This is a genomic window from Caballeronia sp. SEWSISQ10-4 2, assembly GCF_030464885.1.
In the GTDB taxonomy this organism is placed as follows: Bacteria; Pseudomonadota; Gammaproteobacteria; order Burkholderiales; family Burkholderiaceae; genus Caballeronia.
On record NZ_JALPRJ010000003.1, the window covers coordinates 184,651 to 206,467 of the forward strand.

Below are 21,817 nucleotides of genomic sequence, written 5' to 3' on the forward strand. Positions count from 1 at the left end.
CTCGAGATAGGACACCGACGATTAATGGAAACATACAGTTTCCGATATGGAAACTGTTCGCTAATAATCGCCATTGCTTGATAGACAGGGCTTCATGCATACGAGTCGTTTCCTGTTCCTGGTCAAACCGCACGGGATTTTTTCGATTCGGAAACGACTTGTTTTGCGTCTCGCGGTATTTACCATTTGTTGAATTTCCTAGAATGGCCTCCATCAGTTAATCGTATGGTCGACAGAAACCTCTCTCAGGCGAACAACAATTGTGCCAAAAATAGATCGCTTACCATACGGCAGTGCAGCTAGTGCTGAAGCCGGGCAATCAATCTCACACGCAGCGTTTCTTGGCATCCGACATCCGTCGGCGCTATCGCTAAGCTTGTACGTGATGTGCGAAAGATCATCTTGAAGCGCTCACAAGAACAACCATCGACTCGTGCAAGCCGAAATCTCACCCTCACGCTATTCTCTTGCCTGCAGCGACAAGCGCTTCGAGCAGCGGCTGCCTTCGTCGTCGAAATTCAATGGATGACCATAATGAGCAAAGCTCCATCGAACTCTGCAGAACCGCGTCGTCGCGACAACGGATCACTTAGAGGCCTGGAATTGCGGCCGCGTATCTCAAGTCAGGCTAAATTCATTTTGTCGCTGGTCGAAAACAATGTGAGCGATCTTTTTGACGATGAAGTGATTGTATGCGTCGAGGCCGCACCGCTTAATCCGTCGAACATCGGGTTACTGTTCGGACCCGCGGACATTGGTTTTGCGATCACGGGCGGAACAATCGCTCGCCCTCCACTCACCACATCCGTTCCCACAGCGGCTATGAGATTGCGAAGAGGACATGGCTAAACCAATACTTGATGACGAATTATGGACACTGATCCAGTCGTTGCTGCCGCCGCCAAAACCTCGGCGGCCCCGGTACCCCGGGCGCAAGCCGTTGGACGATCGCGCCGTGCTGACTGGTATCCTGTTCGTGCTGCAGTCCGGTATCTCGTGGGAGACGTTGCCGCTGGAAATGGGCTGCGGCTCGGGCAAGAGCTGCTTGCGCCGACTGCGCGACTGGCAGCAAGCCGGAGTCTGGGACCGGTTGCACGAAGTACTACCGGCCGGACTGAGCGCGGCCGATCGCATCGACTGGTCACGTGTCATCGTCGACTCCACCTCCATCCGTTCTGTGCGATCATGTCAAGAACAAGATCCAATTCCACCGATCGCGCTCGACCCGGTTCAAAACATCTTCTCATCACCGAAGCGCAAGGCATCCCGTTCGCGCGTCTCCTGACGGGATCAACCGTCATGACGTCACGCAACTACTGCCGCTGATCGAGGCCATTCCACCGATTCGTGGCAAGCGGTCGGCCTTTGCCGAAGCCGACGATCGTGCAGGCCGATCGTGACAAATACCGTCGACGGTTACACACGGCTGGTATTTCGACCCAGATCGCTCGTCGGGGTGAGCCGCACGGCAGTGGCCTAGGCAAAATCCGGTGGGTCGCTGAATGCACAACCGCCTGAACTGAGAAGTGGATCGCTCCGCTTGCTGCCTCGATGGCGCAAGCGATATGAAGTGTTTTGTCCAGTAGAAACAAGAAAGTCTGCATCACAAGCCGATCAATGAATCCACAATTACTTGCTCGCAATCCAATTAGGTCTTGTCCCCGCACAGACTGGTAAGCTGAACTAGAGAGCGGGTCCATCAGCCTCGGCGAGACATGCGATCGGTCGATATCGCTGCTCACTCCTCTCGGAAATAAAGCCCTTGTGCAGAGCAGGAAAGCTATGTGATACTACTTAGTATCATCAATGCAAATCGGAGACTTAAATGTTCAAGGCAGACTTGCTTAAAAACAAGCGCATTATTGTGACCAGCGGAGGCACCGGCATAGGAAAGGCGATGGCACGTCAGTTTCTGGAACTGGGCGCTGAAGTGGCGATCACCGACAACAATCCGGAGATTTTGGAGAAGGCCGCACAGGCGTTGGCGTCGATTGGCCCAGTCTCAACTTTTGTTCTCGACATCAGTTCCGCAACTGAAGTTGATCGCGTGATCGGCGAAATCTGGAGCGGCGGATCAGTCCATGCACTGGTTAACAATGCGGATGAACCGTTCGTGTCTCGGACGGAAGAGTTGAGTCCGACTGGCTTCGATGAGATCGCAAACAATGCTTTGCACGGGACGTTTTACGCTACCAACGCGGTTGGACGACGGTGGATTGCAGAAGGCAGCAAGGGCTCGGTTCTTTCGATAGTCGCGACTTGGGCGTGGACTGGTTCGCCCTACGTCACGGCGTCGGCTATGTCGAAGGCAGCAATCGCTTCAATGACGCAGGGTTTGGCTGTTGAATGGGGGCCGAAGGGCATTCGTCTCAACGCCATCGCGCCAGGTGTATTTCTGAACGAGGATGTTTCGGGCTCTAATCAGAACGGCGGAGGGCCGCTTGAAACTGACAGTACGCCGCTGCGTCGTAAGGGCCGGTACAGCGAGCTTGCCAATCTGGCGACCTTCTTGCTTGCTGATGGCTGCGACTATGTCACCGGCGAAGTCATTGCCATCGACGGCGGCCAGTGGCTGAACGGGGCCGGCACTTTTGCACGCTATGCAAGCCTTAGCAGCGAGGATTGGAAATCAATTCGCAGTCAGTCTTGGAAGGGAGCGGACAAGAAGTCCACGTGAATTCCCTTGTGAATGGCGCACCTCGACCTACCCCGACGTTGGTGAAGTTGATCGGGTTTTCACGACATTTTGAATTGAGATGACGAGCTGACTGCGGAAATGGGTGGAGGAAAAAATGCGGATGGACGTTTAAGAGGCCGAGATCGTTGCGCACCGCGACCAAACCGTCGGCTTCGAGCCTTCCTTGGTCGTCACGGATCTGTTGAATTTTGACGGATCCGACGGCCGTGAAAATCCCGATAGGGTGCGGATGAAAGCTTCGACACGGCGGCAGGTATTTGGAAGCTGCTTTCCGAGGCGCGACCACGGCGTGCGCTCGCGTTGAAAGCGTCGTAGCAGTGCGTGCCGCGATGCACGGCCCACTTCTCCAAAGGACCCCGTCGACCGTCGCATGTTATCAGGCACCGCCCGGTATCAGGTGCCGACATCGGAACGGAAAATTCGCAATGGCATTCATTCACGTGGTCGTCAGGAATTTGAAACCCGCCGCTTTCGCAATGTCCGCCGTATGCCAGAAGGCCTGAAGGTCTCTTACGGCGAGACTCGCAATCGCTCGTATGAAAACCAGCGCTATCGCGCGAGCGGGTTGAATCTCGTCGTCACCGCAATCACGCGGTGGCACACGGCCCAATCAGATTTTCTAATCCTTTACGTGGGTAAATTTCCTTTTCTTGAGACGACTCCTTATGGGACGATGTCTTCGCCTGAGTATCTCGAGTCGCTCAGCCAGCGATCGAGATGATCGATGATGTCACCGTAGAAAGTTCGGTAAAGACTCTCCGAAACGTATCCGATATGCGGAGTGGCTAACACGTTGTCCAGCGACCGATACGAATGCGCCTTCGACAATGGTTCCTCGTCGAACACATCCAATGCGGCGCCGGCGATGCGATTTCTGGCTAAAGCATCGATCAGGTCCGTTTCCCTGATGATGGGCCCTCGCGATGTGTTGACCAGGTGTGCCGTTGGTTTCATCAAGGCAATTTCTTCCGCTCCGACCAGGCCGCGTGTCCTATCGCTCAAGACCAGATGTATGGAGAGAACGTCCGCGCTTCGAAAGAGCTCGTCCTTCGACACGTAGCAAACATCAGCGGCAACCGCCTTCTCGGGCGTAAGATTTTGACTCCACGCGATTACCTGCATGCCAAAAGCGCGGCCAATCATAGCAACGCGAGTTCCGATTTCCCCAAGCCCCAGGATTCCCAGCGTCTTGCCGTGCAAATCTTTGCCCACTTTGGTCTGCCACGCTCCGTTACGTAATGACCAAGACTCCGCGGCGATATGGCGAGTGCTTGCCAGAATGAGCCCCCAGGTCAGTTCGACCGTGGAATCGTAGGCAATGCGGGTATGCGCGACCGTGATGCCTCGTTCCCTTGCAGCGGCCATATCGATTGAACGGTTTCGCGGGCCGGTCGATGCAATTAGCTTAAGCCGCGGCAAATTTTCAATGATCGAGCGCGGCAATGGCGTCCGCTCTCGCATGACGCAGAGAACGTCAAATGGAGAGAGTTTTTCTATAAGGACTCGAGAATCAGAAATATGCTCGTTGAAGACTGTGATCTCCGCTCTGTCACACAAGCGAAACCAATCGCCCATATGCAGCGCGACATTCTGATAGTCGTCTAGTACAGCAATCTTGATGAGCTCACTGGAGTCCCTCATTTTACCTCCCTTAATTCCACGTGCTTTGAACGGATGATGTGGTGCCCGTCAGAGATGACGCGTTGGCAATGAACCTAAGTCTGAACCCTCTCTATTGCTGCTGACAGGCCACCAAAAGAAGATCCAAAGCCAAGGACTATTGATCAAATATCAAAAGCGGTTCGACGTTGTGCACGGTCAATCGACTAGTTAGTGGATCGTGCTTCGTCACCGATCAAAACGGCTGTGGTTGCGGACTGCCCCGTGGTCGTATCGCGACGTCACGTACGGATCTCCTGAAAATTGCATCGGACTGAGGGTACCGAAATCTCGGCTCCAATTCCCCGGTTTTGTATCCGCCTACTTGTTCTGCCAGTTGGGCTTTCGTTTTTCGGCGAAGGCTCTGGGCCCCTCGATAAAGTCGAGGCTTTTACGATTGTCGAGGTGGGCTGGATAAATCGTCTCCATCGCTTCCTGCAGGGTTTGCTCATTCCTGCCCAATCTAAACGTCTGCTTTGTCGCCCGAATGGCCTTCGGCGAGCACTCGAGGATCTGCTCAGCCCATCTGACTGCGCCGGCGAGCGCTTCTCCGCGAGGGACAACCTCGTTGACAAAACCAAGCTCCTTGCCCTCTGCAGCTGATACACGGCGCCCCGTGAGAAGCATGCCCATCGCGAGTTTTTCTGGGATGACCCTCGGCAGGCGATGAATACCGCCAGCGGAGGCAATCAAGCCCACGCGCGGCTCAGGAAACGCAAACAGCCCATTTTCGGCCGCGATGATCAGATCACACGCCAGGGCGATTTCAAAGCCACCGCCCATAGCGATACCGTTGACGGCGGCAATGACCGGCTTATCGAGATCGAAGCGATGAGTAATACCGCCGAAGCCCGATAGGGGCATTGAGATGCTTGCGCCCCCCGACAAGGCCTTCAGATCGTTGCCAGCAGAAAACGCACGTTCTCCGGCGCCCGTCACGATAGCGATCCATAGCCCTTCGTCAGCTGCGAACTCGTCCCAAACTCTATCCAGTTCATCGTGCGCGGCACGATGGAGTGCGTTCAAGACTTCCGGCCGGTTGATCGTGACGATGCGGATTCTGTCATGGTCCTTGACGGTGCAAAATTCGTGGCGTGCCATCATCAATCCTCCGTCGAATCCAGTGTAGTACCTCGCGGCCTGGCAGGACGCCGCCGCAATTCAAAAATCTTCCATCCTGGCCTGCAAAAAAAGAAACGAATCGGTTCCTTGTAGCCTCCGTGCGAGAGGCCGTCATGTTGAGCGCCAGTAAGTTCCACAGTGAGAGTCCTAGTCGATGTATGTGAGTTATCATTTTTAAATCGCCGTCGTTGCGGACGTAGCGCTTGTCATTCGTTTTGCCTTGTGCAGAACGCCTGACGGACATCAAATGCGGGGTAATCGTGCCCTACAGCGGGTCGGCTTTACGTGTCACGCCCGTGTTGAGCATCTCGTCGATCTCGGATGAACTCAGTCCCGCCTCAGTCAGTATCTCAACGCTGTGCTCACCGAGCCGGGGCTGAAGGCGTCGAATCGAGCCGGGCGTCCGACTGAACATCTGCGGGATATCCGGCGTTCGGATCCGGCCTTCACTCGGATGGTCGAATTCCTTCCAGAATCCGGTCGCAAGCAGTTGCTCGTCTACGAGCAGATCGTCGAGAGTGTTAACGGGGCCATGAGGAATATTGGAATCCCTCAGCAACGCCACCCATTCAGCGTTAGTCCGTGTCCGGCAGATTTCGCCAAGCTTCCCATACACCACACCGACGTTGGCGATACGTTTGGACAAGGTTGAGAAACGGTCATCGTCCAGGATCTCTGGCTGTCCGACCAGATCGCAGAATTCTTTCCAATTTCCGTCGGTATAGGGAACCAGCGCGAAATAGCCGTCCTTCGAAGGGAATGGCTTTCGCTCTTTGTTCAGAATACGGATATAGCCCGGTGCGGACTCCTGCGGCAAAAACGTAGCGGCGTACAGGTGCTCCGCCATGACGTAGGCAACCAAGGATTCGAACATCGGCACCTCGATCGCCTGACCCAAGCCAGACTTCTCGCGCTCGTAAAGTGCCGCCAACACCGCCGAAAGCACAGTGCCTGAACTAGTCTTGTCGCCGATGATCGTGGGAATGTAGCGAGGTTCACCGACGATCGTGGATTGCAAATGGGCTAGCCCAGACCCTGCCTGAATGATGTCGTCGTAGGCAGGCTTTGATCCTCTTGGGCCTTTCGCGCGGTAGCCATACGTCGCGAGATAGATCAGGCGCGGGTTGAGCTTCTCGAATGCTTCGTAGCCGACCCCCAGGCGCGCCGCTGGTTCCGGCCGCAGATTGTGCAAGAACACATCCGCCGTCTCGCACATTTTGAAGAGAGCACGAAGGCCCGCGTCCTTCTTCAGATCGAGCACGACGCTACGCTTATTTCGGTTGGAACCCAGGAAAAGGGCAGCCATATTCTTGCTGTGAGTCGGTCCTACCTGGCGGGAATTGTCGCCTTCCGGGGGCTCGACCTTGATGATGTCGGCGCCAAGGTCGCCCAGCTGCTGCGTCGCCCAAGGTCCCAAAATGACCGACGTGCAATCGATGATTCTTACGCCCTTTAATGGTCCAGACATAGTTTTCACCCAAAGATCATTAGACGGCCGGACTTTCGACCGACCAACAAGCCGGAGGCTTTCGATTTCGACACGCGCCGGGAAAGCACCCGAAAAACAAAGATGAGACGTTAGCGTCGGTGCACCCTACTTCTTATCCGCGCCCTTCCACGATTGATTACGCATGAGGCGCCAGTCCTCGTCGGTCAGATTCGCGTATCGAGCAAACGTGCCCGCCCCGTTGAGCCATTGACCGCCATCAATGGCAATCACTTCACCCGTAACATAGTCGGAGCCGTCTGCCAGTAGGAAGGTCGCCAAATTGGCAAGCTCGGCATGTTGCCCATTTCGGCGGGCGGGGATCCGGTCAGTGGCCAGCGTTCCGCCGGCTGTGCCCCAAGAGCCGCGCGCTACACTGCCTTCGACGGGGAAAGGTCCCGGTGCGATCGCGTTGAGACGGATGCCTTTCGGACCCCATTCAACGGCAAGACCCTTGGTCATCGCAGCAACGCCCGCCTTCGACATTGAGGAGGGCGTTACGAACGGCGAGCCGGTCCACACCCAGGTCGCGACGATCGACAGGACTGAGCCCCGGCGTTCCTCAGCGATCCAGCGTTTCGCGATCGCGTTTGTTATATAGAACGTGCCGTGGAAAACGATATTTGCGACCGCGTCGAATCCACGCGGGCTCAGATCCTCAGTGCGGGAGACAAAGTTGCCGGCCGCGTTATTGACCAGAGCATCAAGCGGACCTTTCGACCAGACTTCGCTGATCACCTCTTCGATAGCATCGGCAGACCGAATATCCAGAGTGTAGGTCGCGACGGTGCCCCCAGTCTCTTTCATCAGCTCTTCGGCGGTCTCATCCAGCACCGCCTTTCGGCGGCCAACGATCGACACCTCTGCGCCAAGTTCCAGAAACCGCCGGGTCATCGACTTGCCAAGCCCAGTGCCGCCGCCCGTCACCAGGATTCGCTTGCCTTGGAAAAGATCTTTTTGGAACATTTTTAACTCCTACATTTTTCTGCCAGGACTCGCTGTCCTCGCTGCGCTTTTTAAATCCGCCGCACGCCCCTGAGGACGAGTAGCCGCGATCAGCGGTTTGTATTGGCGGTACCGAAAATCGATCTGTTTCTGACCATCATTTGTCCGAGTATCGAACGGTGGTGCTCGAGCTGCCGAGGTGACTCCGCCTCGCATCACTTCAAATCGTCACGACAATCTTGTCGATCTGAAACATGATCGAAATCTCGCGCCCGCTGGTCGCAATCACAATCCGTCGTCCAGCGTCGAACACGTCCTGACCGTCAATTCGAATACTTCCGCATGTTGGATTGCTTTTTGGCTCGACAGCCTTTGTCACATGCGAATCAGTGCTTACCGCCGTTCACGTCCAGGATCGCACCCGTCATGAAGCTAGAAGCATCGCTGACGAGGAACGCTATTACGGTCGCGATCTCCACCGGGGTTCCGGAACGCTTCATGGGGATGATTTCGAGGCTGGCTTTCTGCCGCTCGGGCGGTAGGCGTCGATGCATGTCGGTGATAATCTGGCCCGGTGCCACGGCATTCACCCTGATGTCATCGGTTGCAACCACACGGGCGAGACCTTTGGTCAGTCCGATCACGCCGGCCTTCGAGGCGCCGTATTCTACGAACGGCGATCCCATGCGGCCCGCCGCCGAGGCAACATTGACGATGCGGCCGGGACGCTTGTCGGCAAGCCATTTCTTGATCACGTGCTGGCAGGCGAAATACATCGCTCGCAGGTTGATTGAAATCGTCCTATCAAAGATTTCCGGCGTAACGTCGACGAACGGTATCGCACCGACCGTGCCCGCATTGTTGACCAGCACCATAATCGGACCGTGACTCGTCGCGACGGCATCGAGGGTGTCCGATAGCGCCTTCAGGTCCGTGAGATCGCATTTGTAGTGAAGCGGGTTATCCGGATCAGCATTGATATCGAGGCTGACCGCCGTGTAGCCGATTCGCTGCAATTCAATACAGGTGGCCTCACCGATGCCTCGGTAACCACCCGTCACAACGGCCACCCCCATTTGCTTACGGGTAGTAAACTGTTTTTGTCCCACCACCTGCTTCTCCAAGGAATTCGCTGGCTTCACCCAGCCCTAAGGCGTTGAATCGTCGAAACGTGCGTCCTTACTAAGAACGTCAAATTTTTATACTACTACGTAGTAGCATGGCTTGATTCCGGAAGATAAATCGGTTCGACAGATCTTGCAACAGAGAATAGAGGTTGTTTCCTACATCCATCTCGTTGAACCGCAAGCGGCAGAAAACGGAATTGTCGCTGCGGGCCGATCCACGACGAATATGATTGAGGGTTAACGTCAGTAGGCCGACTGAAGACTGCCTATGTCGCCGATCTGGCGGCAAAGGTGAGGCAGCCATGCCTATGCCAACGACAGTAGATGAATTACTCGCTTAGAGACGAATTCCTTGACCTTGGCCTGATATGCGAGCATGTGCGGCGCCTTCGCGTGAGCGTTCAGATCATCGGGGGTATCCCACTTCTCGACGATGATGATCGCATCTGGACCATAAGCGATTTTCAGCGGCCCGAAGTCCTCGCTATCGATGAAAGCGTTGTATTCAAGACAGCCTTTTTCCGTCAAAACAGTCGGCAAATTTTCCTTGAATGCCTTCAAGTAGGAGGCCCGTTTGCCGGGCTGGGTCTCAATCTCTACGATGACTTGAATCATTTCATCTCTCTCAATGTGGAAGCTAGGGGTTGAACTACGACAGGGCTGCCTCTAAGGTCACCTCGCATCCATCCACTTGGCGGATTTTGACTCTCGTTAGCGAGCGCCAAAGGACCGGAATCACCACCAACATAGCTGACGCCGGATGGTCTGGGTTTTACCCTGTTTCGCGCGAACATCCGATAAGTCATCCCTCGGGCCCGACACGATTTCGGCGAGGACCGCCCAAGAGGTCATCACTCAGTGCATAAATTCGATCAGGCCGGCGCAGCCGAGACCGCCGGCGACGCACATTGTCGCGACGCCATATCGAGCCTTGCGACGACGCCCCTCTAGCAGAAGATGCCCTACCAAACGAGCACCGGTCATACCATAGGGGTGACCAATTGAAATTGCGCCGCCGTTTACGTTCAAACGATCCGGGGGGAGCCCAAGTCGGTCTCGGCAGAACACCGCTTGGCTGGCGAAGGCTTCGTTCAACTCCCACAGATCAATGTCCTCGACTTTCAGTCCAAACCGCTTGAGCAGCCGGGGCACGGCGAAGAGCGGCCCGATACCCATTTCATCCGGCTCGCAGCCGGCAGAAGCGAAGCCGCGAAAAATCCCCAAGGGCGTTAAGCCACGTCGCTCGGCTTCACGCGACGACATAAGCACGCAGGCTGAAGCGCCGTCGGATAATTGGCTGGCATTGCCAGCCGTCACGAACTGGCCTTCTCGAACAGGCTTCAACTTCGCCAAACCCTCCAACGTGCTGTCAGGACGACTACCCTCGTCCGTCGTGAGCGTGACTTCTTCCCTCGAAACATCTCCGGTCGCCTTGTCAATCACCGTCTTCGTCACAGTCATCGCAAAGATTTCTTCGTCGTAGAGCCCAGCAGCCTGGGCCCGCGCCGTGCGCGTCTGGCTTTCGAGCGAAAACTTATCCTGGGCTTCGCGGCTGATGCCATAGCGCGCCGCCACGGTGTCAGCGGTCTCGATCATCGTCGAGTAGATTGTGGGCTTATGCTCGAGCAGCCAGTCGTTCTTGAGACGTAATCGGTTGACATTCGGCTGCACAAGGCTGATCGACTCCACACCACCAGCGATCGTTATGGTGACGCCATCCACGATGACGCGTTTTGCCGCATACGCGATCGCATCAAGACCGGACGCGCAGAAGCGGCTGAGGGTAACCGCTGCCGATTCGACCGGTAATCCCCCGCGGATGGCCGAGTGTCGTGCAATGTTGCCGCCGGTGGCGCCCTCCGGGTATCCGCATCCAAGCACGACCTCCTCTATGTCCGCAGGGCTCACGTTGGTCCGTCGAATCAATTCAGCGATGACAGAGCCGGCGAGCTCTGCGCCGGGAGTATCGTTGAAGGCACCCCGAGCTGCCTTGCCGATAGGCGTTCGTGCGGTCGAGACGATTACGGCTTCTACCATTTCCTTCTCCCTAATTCCTTTGTGTCTAGTGATCAAACTTCGTCAGACAGAGATTCGAAATTCCGTCCAGCAGCCACGAGCTTGGTCAGTAGCGTTGCCGGCTTGAATGACGAATCGCCCGTCGCTGTGCAAAGCCGTTCCAACTGTTGTGTCACCACAGACAGCCCGGTCCGATCGGCGAAATACATCGGACCTCCCCGCCATCTCGGCCAGTTATATCCATGCAGCCAGATCACGTCGATGTCCGATGCTCGCTGAGCGATCCTCTCTTCGAGGATACGAGCCCCCTCGTTAATCATCGGCAACACGAGGCGGTCCAAAATCTCCGTTTCAGGAATCGTCCGGCGCCGAATGCTTTGCTCTGCCGAAACTTTATGAAGCAATGCCTCAACATCTGGATCCGGAACACCCACACGGCCGCCCTCCGGATAAAGGTAGTAGCCCCGACCGTTCTTCTGACCAAGACGACCGGCGTCATGGATCGCGTCCATCGCGGGCGCCACTTTCCCAGTCGCCTTACGCATCCGCCAACTTATGTCCAGGCCAGCCAGATCGCTCATCGCACACGGGCCCATGCGGAAACCGAAATTGATCAATGCCGCATCGATCTCGCTCGGTAAGGCGCCTTCGAGCAGAAGACGGTCAACCTGCTCGGATCGCTTACCCAACATGCGATTGCCAACGAATCCGTGACAGACACGGACCGTCACCGGAAGCTTGCCGATCGTCCTCGTCACGCTCAGCGCGGTCCTCAATGTATCGCTCGAAGTTGCAACGCCTTGGACGACTTCGACCAGCTTCATGACATTCGCAGGACTAAAGAAATGCAGTCCAATCACATCGCCAGCCCGATCGGTCGCCGCCGCGATCTCGTTCACATCGAGATAGGACGTGTTGGTCGCCAGTACCGCGCCTGTCTTCGCTATCTGGCTGAGCTTGGAGAAGATGTCGCGCTTGACATCGATGTCCTCGAAAGCCGCTTCGACTATCAGGTCAGCACTAGACGCTTCTTCTAAGCCTACGCGGACTTGCAGGAGGTCGAGGCGCGATGCTCTCTGCTCCGGCGTCATACTGCCCCGACGGACGGCTACGGTATAAGTATCCGCGACACGCTGAATAGCTCGATCGGCCGTCACCTGGTCCTTCTCGATAATTGTCGACGCGATGCCGGCATTTAGCAGAGAGATGGCGATGCCGCATCCCATTGTCCCTCCACCAATCACTGCGGCGGTTTGAACCGTGCGCTGTGCAACGCCTGGCTCGAGATCACGAACGTGGCCGCTGCTTCGCTCGGCGAAGAAAGCGTAGCGCAAACTTAACGAACGCTCATCGACGCGAAGACGCTGGAAATGCGCCCGTTCAATCGCAACGCCCTCGGCAAAGTTGGCATCGAACGCTGCACGGACGCATTCGATGATCGCTTCCACCTGCGGCTCGCCCTTGTGATTTTTCAGCGCCGCTAATGCCGCGGCCTCGAAGCTAGGCTTATGGTCCTCAGTCAACTCAATCAAACCCAGAACGCGGCGCCTACCCATGGCAGCGAGAGTTTGAGCCTCTTGGATAGCGTATGACAGCAGCTTATCGTCTGATACGATACTGTCGAAAACCCCAAGCTCAAGCGCTGCCGCTGCGGCCCGCGGGTTGCCATCGACAATAAACGCCAGTGCCACCGCGGGCTCGATCAGTCGCGGCAGTCGCTGCGTCCCTCCAGCCCCCGGCATCAGTCCGAGTTTCACTTCCGGGAGACCAACGCTCGCCTTCTGCGTGCCGATACGAGCGTCGCACGCCAGAAGCAGTTCAAATCCACCACCGAGCGCAGTGCCATCAATTGCCACGACGATCGGCTTAGGAGAACTATCGAATTTCCCAAAGACATCTGGCAGCGACGGCGACAGTGGCGTCTGCTCGAGTTCCTTGATATCGGCCCCCGCGCTGAAAATGTGGCCCCGCGCCATTAGAACAATCGCAACGACATCGGGATCGGAGTTCGCGTCTGCCAAACTTGCGATCAAACCCGCCCGCACGGCGACGGCCAATGCGTTGACCGGTGCATTATCAATGGTGACTATTGCTATATTTTCCCGGCGGTCCAGCTTAACAACAGACACTATTGACCTCCCATCTCAAGCGCCGAATTCGATTGACGTTGCAGCAGCATGAATCGATAATACTACTCAGTATCACTTTTATCAAGACCGATCGGTTTTTTCACCGATGAAAGCGACGAAAGCGGGACGGCCGTTGGCTTTCACCAGCGAGATCAAATCATTAGGGAGTTGTCGGTTAATGCTGCCGAAAGCTGGCGACGCTGTTGTCGTGACAAACGATGATCAAAAATCTGCACGGCAAATGACGCTCCGTGACGGAAATCTCGATTAGAGCGAGTTCGTCCCGCTCGCCTTTTCGTCAGCCACGGCGGCATATACGTCTGTGGTCACAGACAAAAAGTCGTCAATCCCCGCGCTGAAGAGGTCATAGTTCGCCCCGGCCATGCGTAACGGACCGCACCTGGATGGCCGGCCCAGGCTAGTTTGACGCGCCGGCTTGCGCTGATGTCTGCGGCGTCTCCTCGATCGGTTGGACGCCTGCCTCGAGGTTGACCGCCAGCGGCCCCTCTCGCAGTGCAAGCACCGCAATTCCACCCAGCAATGGCCCTGCGGCGAGCGTTACGAACGCAAGATGGAAGGAGCCCGTGGACTGGAACACCATGCCGACGGCCAGAGGCATTAGGACGCCGCCGAGTTGCTGTGCCGCATTGCTCAATCCGATAGCGCCACCGGCGAGCTCGATCCCCACAATTTCAGTGATGATGGTGGCCACGAGCGCTCCCCACCCGAACGCTGCAATGCCGAGGATCGCAGCGACCATCTGCATCGGCACCAATGCCGTCAGTCTGCCGAATACGAGCAGACTGGCAGCGATCGTGAGGATGACCGCCGACGTAATCCATTTTCTGGGACGGCCCAGCCAATCCGATAAGATCCCGATCAACGGTGATCCGACCACCGACGCTATGCCGAACACCGTGCCCACGAGCCCGGACTGGACCGGAGAAAAGCCGAGTCCCTTCTGCATCAGTGCGTTCGTCCAGAACATGAACCCGAGGCCTCCCCAGCAAGCGCCAAATCCAGCTAACGTAGTCAACCAGTAGTTCTTGTCCCGCAACAATAGGACGAACGAACGTACGGGGATGCGATTGCCGCGAAAAGCCCCAGCGCTTTCAGGAGAATTGCGAAGAAACACGAAGCACGCCAATGAGGATGCTGCGGTCGTAACGCCGAGCACCTTGTATATCGCTACCCACGACGTGTGAAGCAACTCGACGGGGATTCCCGTGTTGGTTGCAATGACAGCAACGGAAATCGACGTGAAGACGATGCCGACGGCACGAGCACGCTGGCGCACGGCGAACCAGCTGGCGATCAGTTTGACCACGGCAGCGTAATCGACGCCTGCCGCCAGCCCCATCAGACATTGAATGACGACGCCTGCCGCTACGGACGTGGTCATGCTGAAACAATAGGTCAGGATCCCCAAGGCCAGTAGCGCACACGGCAGAGTAATCCGCGGTCCGACCCGGTCGGTGATGATGCCAGTAGCTGCGTTGGCTGCGACGTATCCGACGTAAAACGCGGTCACAAATCCCCCAAGCGCCGCGACCGGAAGGTGCAGGGACGTACTCGCGGACGCGGCGACGTTTGCCCATGCGAGGCGATCGACAAACGTCATGAACATCGCCAACCACGCTATCCCGAGCACAACCCATCGATAGCGTGGGGCAACCTGTGCGCCTGCACGCGCTGCTGACTGCTCGGACGGATTCGGCATTTCGTCTTCTCCTCGTTGCTGCGTTTATAAGGACATGGGCCCATATGAGCCATGATCGGTCATCGCTTGGGTTCGCATCACGAAGGCATCAATGCTCGCTGTGCCGTGATCTGCTCGCTCAGCAGTTGTCCGGAGTTCACTGCCAATAGAGCAGGTCCGGAACTTTGAGCAATAAATTCGCTGCTGCCGCGGGCATCGTCCATCGCTTCTGATTCGCAGGTGTCGCGTCACGTGCGCCTGGGCTGATAACGGCTGCCGACGATGCAGGCAAGGTTGGAATTGTCCCCTTCATATGTTTTTTTAATGTGTTGTTCGAGCATGCGAGAGTGGCGGCGCTTAGCTGCGCCAGAGGCATTGAACGGGCGCGACAGCAGCGAATGCTGCCCGCCACGCTTCCGTCAAACGTGCGATCAAACCCGTCCGGACGGTGACGCTCAATGCGTTGACCGGTGCACTATCAATGGTGACGATCGCTACATTTTCCCGCCGTTCCAGCTCAATAACAGACACTCTTTCCCCTCCCGTCTCAAGCGCTTAATTGAGTTGACGGTGCAGCAGTATAAACCTATGATACTACCAAGTATCATCTTGTCAAGACTGGTTAGGATTGTCGTCGATAAAAGCGACAAAGACGGGACCGGCCGATCGGTTTTCACGAACGAAATCAAAGGTCTTACGGAGTTGCCTGTATGAGAGATAAGCCGATGAACACGTCAGCGTTGGACGAATTCAGAAGTCATGCACGCATATGGCTAGAAGAGAACTGCCCTCCTGAAATGCGAGTCGTGTCTCCGGACGAAAGCGACATTTGCTGGGGCGGCCGAAACTGGACGTTCAAATCTCCCGCCCAAAAGCTTTGGCTTGAGCGGATGGTGGCCAAGCGATGGACCGTGCCGACTTGGCCGCATGAATATGGCGGCGGCGGCTTGTCCCGCGCCGAGGCGTTGGTGCTTAAGGAGGAGATGCAACGAATCGGTGCCCTCTCACCGCTCGACAGCTTCGGCATCTCAATGCTTGGTCCAGCGCTGTTGGAGTTCGGCACGGAAGACCAGAAGCGCGAGCACCTGCCAAAGATTGCTCGTGGAGAAATCCGATGGTGCCAGGGTTATTCAGAGCCGAACGCCGGGTCGGATCTGGCTTCCCTCCAAACTCGCGCTGTCGATGAAGGCGATCGATTCGTAGTCAACGGGCAAAAAGTCTGGACCTCGTACGCCGATCAGGCCGATTGGATCTTCTGCCTCGTTAGGACGAATCAACTGGCGCCGAAGCATCGGGGAATTAGCTTCCTGTTGTTCGACATGACGACGCCCGGTATAACCACACGGCCAATCCGGCTGATCTCCGGTAAGTCGCCGTTCTGCGAAACCTTTTTCGACGATGTCTCAGTGCCGAAGCATCAACTGCTGGGCGAACTGAACGAAGGCTGGGGTATCGCCAAATATCTACTGACCCATGAGCGTCAGATGATCGGCAGTGGCGGTACGGCAAAAGGTCCCCTCGCCCGCATCACGCTGGGCGACCTGGCTCGAGAAAACATTGGTGTCGACGCAAACGGCCGGCTTTTAAACGCGGCACTCCGGGCGGATATTGCCCGTGCCGAGATCGACCGGACCTGTTTCGAGCTGACCATAGCCCGGATCAAGGACGAAGTTTCGATGGGCATCGAGATCGGCGCACGTTCGGCCATTCTCAAATACTTCGGGACGGAAGAGAAGAAGCGTCGCTATGAGTTGATGATGTCCGTTGCTGGTTTCGACGGCCTAGAATTAGATGTCGAACAATCGGAGAGAAACCTGTTCGCTCAAGAGTGGTTGCGTTCGAAAGCGACCTCGATCGAAGGCGGCACTTCAGAAATCATGCTGAATATCATCGCCAAAAATATCCTCGAAATGGCCGGAGAGTGAATTGCTAGTCCTAACTGAAGATCAGAACTTGCTTAAATCTGCTGCTGCGGCCTTCCTAGGGGTAGAGGCCCCAGTCGCAGCGCTCCGACGCTTGCGCGATGCCTCGACCGGTCTCGACTACGACAAGTCGCTTTGGTGCAAAATAGCAGATCAAGGATGGCAGGGTATCCTCATCGACGAAATCCATGACGGGAGCAACTTTGGCTTAGTCGGCGCAGCGGTTGTCTGCGAGGAAATGGGACGGTGCCTTACAGCGGCGCCTCTAGTCGCTGCACTGATGGCCAGCGTGGCAATGCGCCAAGCAGTCCCCACCCTTGCCAAGCTATGGCTACCGCGTATTGCTACTGGCAAAGCCATTTTGGTATGCGCGGTCGATGAAGGCCGCAAACATGCCCCGGACCACATCACGCTGTCGACTACCCGCACGACGACGGGGTGGGTTCTAAACGGTATAAAATCCGCCATCCCTGATGGCGATAGCGCAGATGGATTCATCGTCGCTGCTCGCAGCAGCAACTCCGACAATCCAAGCGATGGAATCTCGCTCTTCCTGGTCGAGGCGCAGGCGGCTGGCGTCATCACGCGTCGCGTCACGACAGCGGATTCACGAAGCCTTACGGCTCTGCAGTTCGAGGGCGTCGAGGTCACACGAGAGCAGCTCATCGGCCCGCTGAATCGAGGCTTCCCGGCGTTGGATGCTGTGCTGGATGTTGGCCGCTTGGCGATCGCCGCCGAACTTAGCGGCATCGCCCAGGAGGTCTTCGCCCGAACGCTCGACTATCTGAAACAACGCAAGCAGTTCGGCCGCCCTCTAAGCTCGAATCAGGCGTTACAGCACCGGATGAGCCATCTCTACTCCGAGATCGAAGTCTTGAAATCCGTAGTTCTGGCGGCCGCACAGGCGGGCGAGGTCAATCTCCATGGCGCCAAGCTACTGATCAGCGCCGCGAAGGCCAAGGCCGTGTACGTTAGTCGCCTCGCGGTCTCCGAAGCCGTCCAGCTCCACGGCGGCATCGGCATGACCGACGAACTGGACATTGGCCTGTTCATGAAACGCGCGCGTGTGGCCGCGGAGCTCTGGGGCGACGAGTATTTTCATCTGAACAGATTTGCCGATATGGAGGGATTTTGAACAATGAACTATTTCGAAAAGCTGTTCTCGCTCGCGGGTAAGACAGCGCTTGTGACAGGAGGCTCTAGCGGCATCGGTCGAATGATCGTCGAGGGTCTTGTGATGGCCGGCGCCCACGTCCTGATCGTTTCACGCAAACGCGAAGCCTGCGAACAAACTGCCGATGAGATCAATGCGATCGGGGCTCCCGGACATGCTCGGAGCTTTCCAGCGGACATCTCGACTCAGGACGGCGTCGCATCTCTGGTTGCCGCGACCAAGTCGGAATTTGAAGCGTTGGATATTCTGGTCAACAATGCCGGAAGGACCTGGGGTGCATCGTTCGATTCCTTTCCCTACGATGCATGGGACCGCGTGCTCTCGGTGAATCTAACCGCGATGTTCACGCTAATACAAGGCTTGTTGCCCCTTCTGAAAGCCGGAGCCAGAGCTGAGGATCCATCTCGAGTAATCAATCTAGGATCGATTGTGGGAAGTCAGCCCTTGGGCAACAACGCCTATTCATACGCTGCATCAAAGGCAGGTGTGCACCACATCACTCGAATTCTGGCGAATGAACTCGCCGCAAGCCACGTGACTGTCAACGCGTTAGCGCCTGGACCCTTCGAAAGCAGGATGATGGCTTTCGCAACGTCGGACGCCGCACGACGAGCACGCCTAATAGCAAGTGTCCCCCTTGGACGTCTTGGAATTCCTAGCGACATCGCTGCCGCGTTGCTCTATCTGTGCGGGGCCGGTGGTTCGTATGTCTCCGGCGCCGTATTACCCATCGACGGCGGTAAGCACGTTTCCATTCCTACAGGTGCGTCGGACGACGAGTAGCAACGCACTTTGGTCCTGCGGCTTCTCCGAACCCCGTCACATGCTCACTTGTCAAATCCCCCGGCTTGCGCGACCGCAACGCAGGCCCAAAAGTACTTCAGAGTGTTGCATGCGCCTAGGGTTGCAGTTGAACTAAGCGCCGTCGATAACGAGGCCATTGAGGATAACATCAACGACCTGTTCAACGAGATGGTCCTGCTGTGCTCGCGATTGCTTGGGGCGTGGCCGATACCAGACCGAAAAACCATTGAGCCCACCTAGAATAGTGCGCGCCGCTAGAGAGGGATCCCCAGACCTCATCACTCCCTCCTTCATACCATCGGCAATGACGTCGTGGAAGAAGGCCTCGTAGTCATCACGTAGTGCGATGAGACTCCGGAGATCCTTGTTCTGGTCGGGCGTGAGAGCGCTCGTGATATGGGATTCAACGCCCTGCTTGGAAACGTGGTGGTTCGCCAAGTTATCGATGATGCCGTGGACATGAGCCCGGCACATGTTTCGCAGGCGTACCGAGGCCGATTCGTTCGTACTGGCGATTGGACGTACACGCTCAATCGTGCGGACGATCGTGCGACGGTAAACCTCGAAGAACAGCTCGGTTTTCGAACGAAAATGATAGTAGATGAGCCCTTTGGTCGACCCATAGAAATCGGCGATCTGATCGATGCTCGTCGCATAATAGCCACGCAGCATAAAGCATTGAGCCGCTGCGTCGAGGATCTCAGCCCTCTTGTCTTCGCCTCGGTCCAGGCGTCCTGTACTGACACTCATTGCATCCAGTCCTTGCTCAATCGGTTTACCGGCTGCCCCCGACGGTCGGCCCGATGTCCCAGCCGGAAGCGATCGTGCCCTCTTCCATCTGAACCGAACCGGGATTTCCGGAGGTTATTGAAGTGAGCCGCACCCCATGGTGGGCCCAGCGAGTTGCTCATAGAAGGCGGCTTCGGCCTCGGCGAATTGCGAATTGCGAATTGCGTATAGCGGCTCGAGCAGTCGGTGGTGATTGAACCGTTTACCCCACCCGAGCTTGGCCATCTGCACAACCCTGCAGGTTGTGCCACGGCCCACGCCAGTGAATCATCCCCGCCTTCTATACATGCTGCTAATCGTTTCGGCCAACGGAGTATCGTACGAAGCGCCCACACTGCCAATCGACGGTTCGACGCCGATTTCGACGCGAGCCCGTTGAGCGAATCGACATCTACTGCACGCTCCTGTCCCAAAGATCGACAAGCCATCCTGCTGAACGGGCCGACGTTCGTACAAAGCCTGCACGAACGCGTCCACGGCAAAGTCGCAACATGTCGAAGCCGATGCCCGTCAGTTCATGCGCCTCCATCCCACTGCGTTTCGCACACAACGGGAGAAACAGATGCTCGGCCAGCGGTAGACCACCCGTCATGGCTGGTATGAATCGAAAAGGCCGAGAAACGGCTCACAGCGAAATCGAGCCGATGAGTCGACGAAATTCAGCGATTCTCCAAAATTGCCACGCTCGCCATGAATCCGGTCTCTTTGCTCACAATCGCGCTCGCCCCAGTCAATGAGAACCGGGCGATTGACGTTTCGTTCCATTTAAAATACTACCAAGTAGTAGTGTAAACGTTTTGTCCGACTTCGGCAATCGGAAAGGCATCGGCCTAACGCATTCGAGTTTGCAATTGTTTTTATTTTCGTTGCGACCGTCTCAAACAGCCTGCCCGCCGCTTCAGTACAGACGACATCCGCTAAATCGAGATATCGAATGCCGAAGGATTGTCAATTGGGGCTCACCGTCAGCGGGTCGGCAGAGCCACCGTTATCCTCGAAAAATGGGCCACGGGCGATGATCTGGCGGCGCGCACTTGAGGGCGCCTCGCATCAAAGTCTATCAAAAGCGAATTGCGGTTCCGGTGGAGAGTCGCAAGATCCACTACTTCCTAGCCGCCTCGTCAGCTTCCGTAGCGAGCGGAGCTTCACCCACTCATGCTGCGCGCTTCCAGAGAAAATGTATGATACTACTAGGTATCATTTAAGTTAACCAGACACGAACAGGAGTCGCAGATGCCAGCCTATATCATCGCCGACGTGGTCATAGAGAACGAGGGCATGATGGTGTCGTATCGGCCCATCGCAGCCAACGCGCTTGTCGCGCACAAAGGCCGGATCTTGGCCCTGGGTGAACCGGAGACGTTGGAAGGGGAATGGCGCCGCAAGCGGATGGTGCTCGTGGAGTTTCCAGATATCGAGGCCGCGCGCGCTTGGTACTCGTCACCGGAATATGCCCCGGCGCTCAAAATTCGCCAGGAGGCGGCGAGCGCGAGGGTTCTGTTGCTCGACGGCCGGAAGGGATCCTACCCAGAGTAGTCGCGTGAGGCGGGTGTCCAGGGGCAAGTCTGGAATGTGTTCGCGATGAAAATCGCGGGTCCTCGACGATTACTTCGATCTCGCTCTCAAGATTGCTGGCTGGCCGTTCTTGGAGCGAACAACCGTGATCACCGCCCGTACACAGCAGCACCGGGCGGTTTGAAGCCTGCTCCCATCTTCTGTACAGCACGACAAGCTTTCGCTGGTGTTCGTGACATACGTCGCGACTCGCCACTCCACAATGGCGTCAGTCCTGCTGCCTTGAAACGGATGCGACAGAAGACAGCACGGGACTCATGGCTACTTCGCCAAACGCCCAGGCTACTGGTCGAAGTAGCCGAGCAATGCAATCTCACAATACGTGGCTGGTGGAACTACCGCGGCTCCTTCTATTGGACAGCCTTGCATAGGCTCTGTCGGTATCTAGACCGAGAGCTTGTTCATTGGACTCGTTGCAAAACTCTGCGACTGGACAAAATCACCTTCCGCGGCTATCTCCGATATTTGCACCAAAGCCGGATTTCGCTGCTTGTGAAGTACTCGGCGTTGTGCGACAGGCCGCTGCCCTGGCATGCAACGCTGTGGCGAAGCGAAAAGGAAGCGGAAACGCTCGCGCACCAGTTAGGCGACGATCCGACCATCCTGCCTTCGCGCTTTGGACGGCGACAATCAGCAAGTCCGGCGTAGCGACAATCATCTTGTCCGGTAGTT

General features: G+C 56.5%; 17 protein-coding genes and 1 pseudogene. 8 read left to right on the forward strand and 10 right to left on the reverse strand.

All coding sequences use genetic code 11. The features are described from left to right. The first annotated feature begins 534 nt into the window (after positions 1–534). The 3 genes and pseudogenes from M0D69_RS03500 to M0D69_RS03510 all read left to right on the forward strand — a co-directional run bounded on the left by M0D69_RS03500 (position 535) and on the right by M0D69_RS03510 (position 2,677). Positions 535–849 (forward strand): hypothetical protein, encoded by a 315-nt coding sequence (locus M0D69_RS03500; RefSeq protein ID WP_301780678.1) that lies wholly within the window; start codon positions 535–537, stop codon positions 847–849. After that, a pseudogene (locus tag M0D69_RS03505) lies at positions 842–1,515 on the forward strand (IS5 family transposase); the annotation flags it as partial. The gene M0D69_RS03500 and the pseudogene M0D69_RS03505, both read left to right, overlap by 8 nt. 310 nt (positions 1,516–1,825) lie before the next feature. After that, positions 1,826–2,677, forward strand: coding sequence for an SDR family oxidoreductase (locus M0D69_RS03510; RefSeq protein ID WP_301780679.1), 852 nt, complete (start codon positions 1,826–1,828; stop codon positions 2,675–2,677). 684 nt (positions 2,678–3,361) lie between these two features. Here M0D69_RS03510 and M0D69_RS03515 read toward each other — a convergent pair. The 9 genes from M0D69_RS03515 to M0D69_RS03555 all read right to left on the reverse strand — a co-directional run bounded on the left by M0D69_RS03515 (position 3,362) and on the right by M0D69_RS03555 (position 14,902). Continuing rightward, a complete protein-coding gene (locus tag M0D69_RS03515) occupies positions 3,362–4,339 on the reverse strand; it encodes a D-2-hydroxyacid dehydrogenase family protein (RefSeq protein ID WP_301780680.1) in 978 nt (325 codons plus the stop codon). A gap of 339 nt (positions 4,340–4,678) precedes the next feature. Continuing rightward, positions 4,679–5,461 carry an enoyl-CoA hydratase-related protein gene (locus M0D69_RS03520; RefSeq protein ID WP_301780681.1) on the reverse strand — a complete coding sequence of 261 codons (783 nt, stop codon included), beginning with the start codon at positions 5,459–5,461 and terminating at the stop codon, positions 4,679–4,681. 283 nt (positions 5,462–5,744) lie between these two features. After that, positions 5,745–6,947: a CaiB/BaiF CoA-transferase family protein gene (locus tag M0D69_RS03525; protein ID WP_301780682.1), complete on the reverse strand. Its 1,203-nt coding sequence runs from the start codon at positions 6,945–6,947 to the stop codon at positions 5,745–5,747. 126 nt (positions 6,948–7,073) lie between these two features. Continuing rightward, positions 7,074–7,931, reverse strand: a complete 858-nt coding sequence (locus tag M0D69_RS03530; protein WP_301780683.1) for an SDR family oxidoreductase — start codon at positions 7,929–7,931, stop codon at positions 7,074–7,076. A 365-nt stretch (positions 7,932–8,296) separates the two neighbouring features. Continuing rightward, positions 8,297–9,034 carry an SDR family NAD(P)-dependent oxidoreductase gene (locus tag M0D69_RS03535; RefSeq protein WP_301780684.1) on the reverse strand — a complete coding sequence of 246 codons (738 nt, stop codon included), beginning with the start codon at positions 9,032–9,034 and terminating at the stop codon, positions 8,297–8,299. Between the two features lie 309 nt (positions 9,035–9,343). Then, positions 9,344–9,652: a putative quinol monooxygenase gene (locus tag M0D69_RS03540; protein WP_301780685.1), complete on the reverse strand. Its 309-nt coding sequence runs from the start codon at positions 9,650–9,652 to the stop codon at positions 9,344–9,346. A gap of 240 nt (positions 9,653–9,892) precedes the next feature. Next, entirely contained in the window at positions 9,893–11,074 is a 1,182-nt protein-coding gene (locus M0D69_RS03545; RefSeq protein WP_301780686.1) for an acetyl-CoA C-acyltransferase, read from the reverse strand. Between the two features lie 32 nt (positions 11,075–11,106). Next, positions 11,107–13,182, reverse strand: a complete 2,076-nt coding sequence (locus tag M0D69_RS03550; RefSeq protein ID WP_301780687.1) for a 3-hydroxyacyl-CoA dehydrogenase NAD-binding domain-containing protein — start codon at positions 13,180–13,182, stop codon at positions 11,107–11,109. Between the two features lie 418 nt (positions 13,183–13,600). Next, on the reverse strand, positions 13,601–14,902 hold the full coding sequence (locus tag M0D69_RS03555) for an MFS transporter (RefSeq protein ID WP_301780688.1): 1,302 nt from the start codon (positions 14,900–14,902) through the stop codon (positions 13,601–13,603). A gap of 704 nt (positions 14,903–15,606) precedes the next feature. Between M0D69_RS03555 and M0D69_RS03560 the strand changes: the two genes are divergently transcribed. The 3 genes from M0D69_RS03560 to M0D69_RS03570 are packed head-to-tail and all read left to right on the forward strand — an operon-like array spanning position 15,607 to position 18,760. After that, positions 15,607–16,806 (forward strand): acyl-CoA dehydrogenase family protein, encoded by a 1,200-nt coding sequence (locus M0D69_RS03560; RefSeq protein ID WP_301780689.1) that lies wholly within the window; start codon positions 15,607–15,609, stop codon positions 16,804–16,806. A gap of 1 nt (position 16,807) precedes the next feature. Further along, the gene (locus M0D69_RS03565; RefSeq protein ID WP_301780690.1) at positions 16,808–17,938 is read left to right on the forward strand and encodes an acyl-CoA dehydrogenase family protein; all 1,131 of its coding nucleotides are present in this window, start codon (positions 16,808–16,810) and stop codon (positions 17,936–17,938) included. A 3-nt stretch (positions 17,939–17,941) separates the two neighbouring features. Continuing rightward, complete coding sequence (locus tag M0D69_RS03570; protein WP_301780691.1) at positions 17,942–18,760, forward strand: SDR family oxidoreductase; 819 nt, start codon at positions 17,942–17,944, stop codon at positions 18,758–18,760. A 132-nt stretch (positions 18,761–18,892) separates the two neighbouring features. Here M0D69_RS03570 and M0D69_RS03575 read toward each other — a convergent pair whose 3' ends face one another. Further along, positions 18,893–19,531 (reverse strand): TetR/AcrR family transcriptional regulator, encoded by a 639-nt coding sequence (locus M0D69_RS03575; protein ID WP_301780692.1) that lies wholly within the window; start codon positions 19,529–19,531, stop codon positions 18,893–18,895. A gap of 1,272 nt (positions 19,532–20,803) precedes the next feature. On the opposite strand from M0D69_RS03575, the gene M0D69_RS03580 reads away from it, so the two are divergent. Together M0D69_RS03580 and M0D69_RS43690 are read left to right on the forward strand one after the other, a co-directional pair. Then, positions 20,804–21,106: a DUF1330 domain-containing protein gene (locus M0D69_RS03580; protein WP_301780693.1), complete on the forward strand. Its 303-nt coding sequence runs from the start codon at positions 20,804–20,806 to the stop codon at positions 21,104–21,106. A gap of 270 nt (positions 21,107–21,376) precedes the next feature. Continuing rightward, entirely contained in the window at positions 21,377–21,793 is a 417-nt protein-coding gene (locus tag M0D69_RS43690) for a group II intron maturase-specific domain-containing protein (protein ID WP_367619684.1), read from the forward strand. The last annotated feature ends 24 nt before the right edge of the window (positions 21,794–21,817 follow it).

Bases quoted from the DNA above. Each gene is read 5' to 3' on its own strand.
- M0D69_RS03500 (WP_301780678.1), top strand. From the start codon at position 535: ATGAGCAAAGCTCCATCGAACTCTGCAGAACCGCGTCGTCGCGACAAC.
- M0D69_RS03510 (WP_301780679.1), top strand. From the start codon at position 1,826: ATGTTCAAGGCAGACTTGCTTAAAAACAAGCGCATTATTGTGACCAGC.
- M0D69_RS03515 (WP_301780680.1), bottom strand. From the start codon at position 4,339: ATGAGGGACTCCAGTGAGCTCATCAAGATTGCTGTACTAGACGACTAT.
- M0D69_RS03520 (WP_301780681.1), bottom strand. From the start codon at position 5,461: ATGATGGCACGCCACGAATTTTGCACCGTCAAGGACCATGACAGAATC.
- M0D69_RS03525 (WP_301780682.1), bottom strand. From the start codon at position 6,947: ATGTCTGGACCATTAAAGGGCGTAAGAATCATCGATTGCACGTCGGTC.
- M0D69_RS03530 (WP_301780683.1), bottom strand. From the start codon at position 7,931: ATGTTCCAAAAAGATCTTTTCCAAGGCAAGCGAATCCTGGTGACGGGC.
- M0D69_RS03540 (WP_301780685.1), bottom strand. From the start codon at position 9,652: ATGATTCAAGTCATCGTAGAGATTGAGACCCAGCCCGGCAAACGGGCC.
- M0D69_RS03545 (WP_301780686.1), bottom strand. From the start codon at position 11,074: ATGGTAGAAGCCGTAATCGTCTCGACCGCACGAACGCCTATCGGCAAG.
- M0D69_RS03555 (WP_301780688.1), bottom strand. From the start codon at position 14,902: ATGCCGAATCCGTCCGAGCAGTCAGCAGCGCGTGCAGGCGCACAGGTT.
- M0D69_RS03560 (WP_301780689.1), top strand. From the start codon at position 15,607: ATGAACACGTCAGCGTTGGACGAATTCAGAAGTCATGCACGCATATGG.
- M0D69_RS03570 (WP_301780691.1), top strand. From the start codon at position 17,942: ATGAACTATTTCGAAAAGCTGTTCTCGCTCGCGGGTAAGACAGCGCTT.
- M0D69_RS03575 (WP_301780692.1), bottom strand. From the start codon at position 19,531: ATGAGTGTCAGTACAGGACGCCTGGACCGAGGCGAAGACAAGAGGGCT.
- M0D69_RS03580 (WP_301780693.1), top strand. From the start codon at position 20,804: ATGCCAGCCTATATCATCGCCGACGTGGTCATAGAGAACGAGGGCATG.
- M0D69_RS43690 (WP_367619684.1), top strand. From the start codon at position 21,377: ATGCGACAGAAGACAGCACGGGACTCATGGCTACTTCGCCAAACGCCC.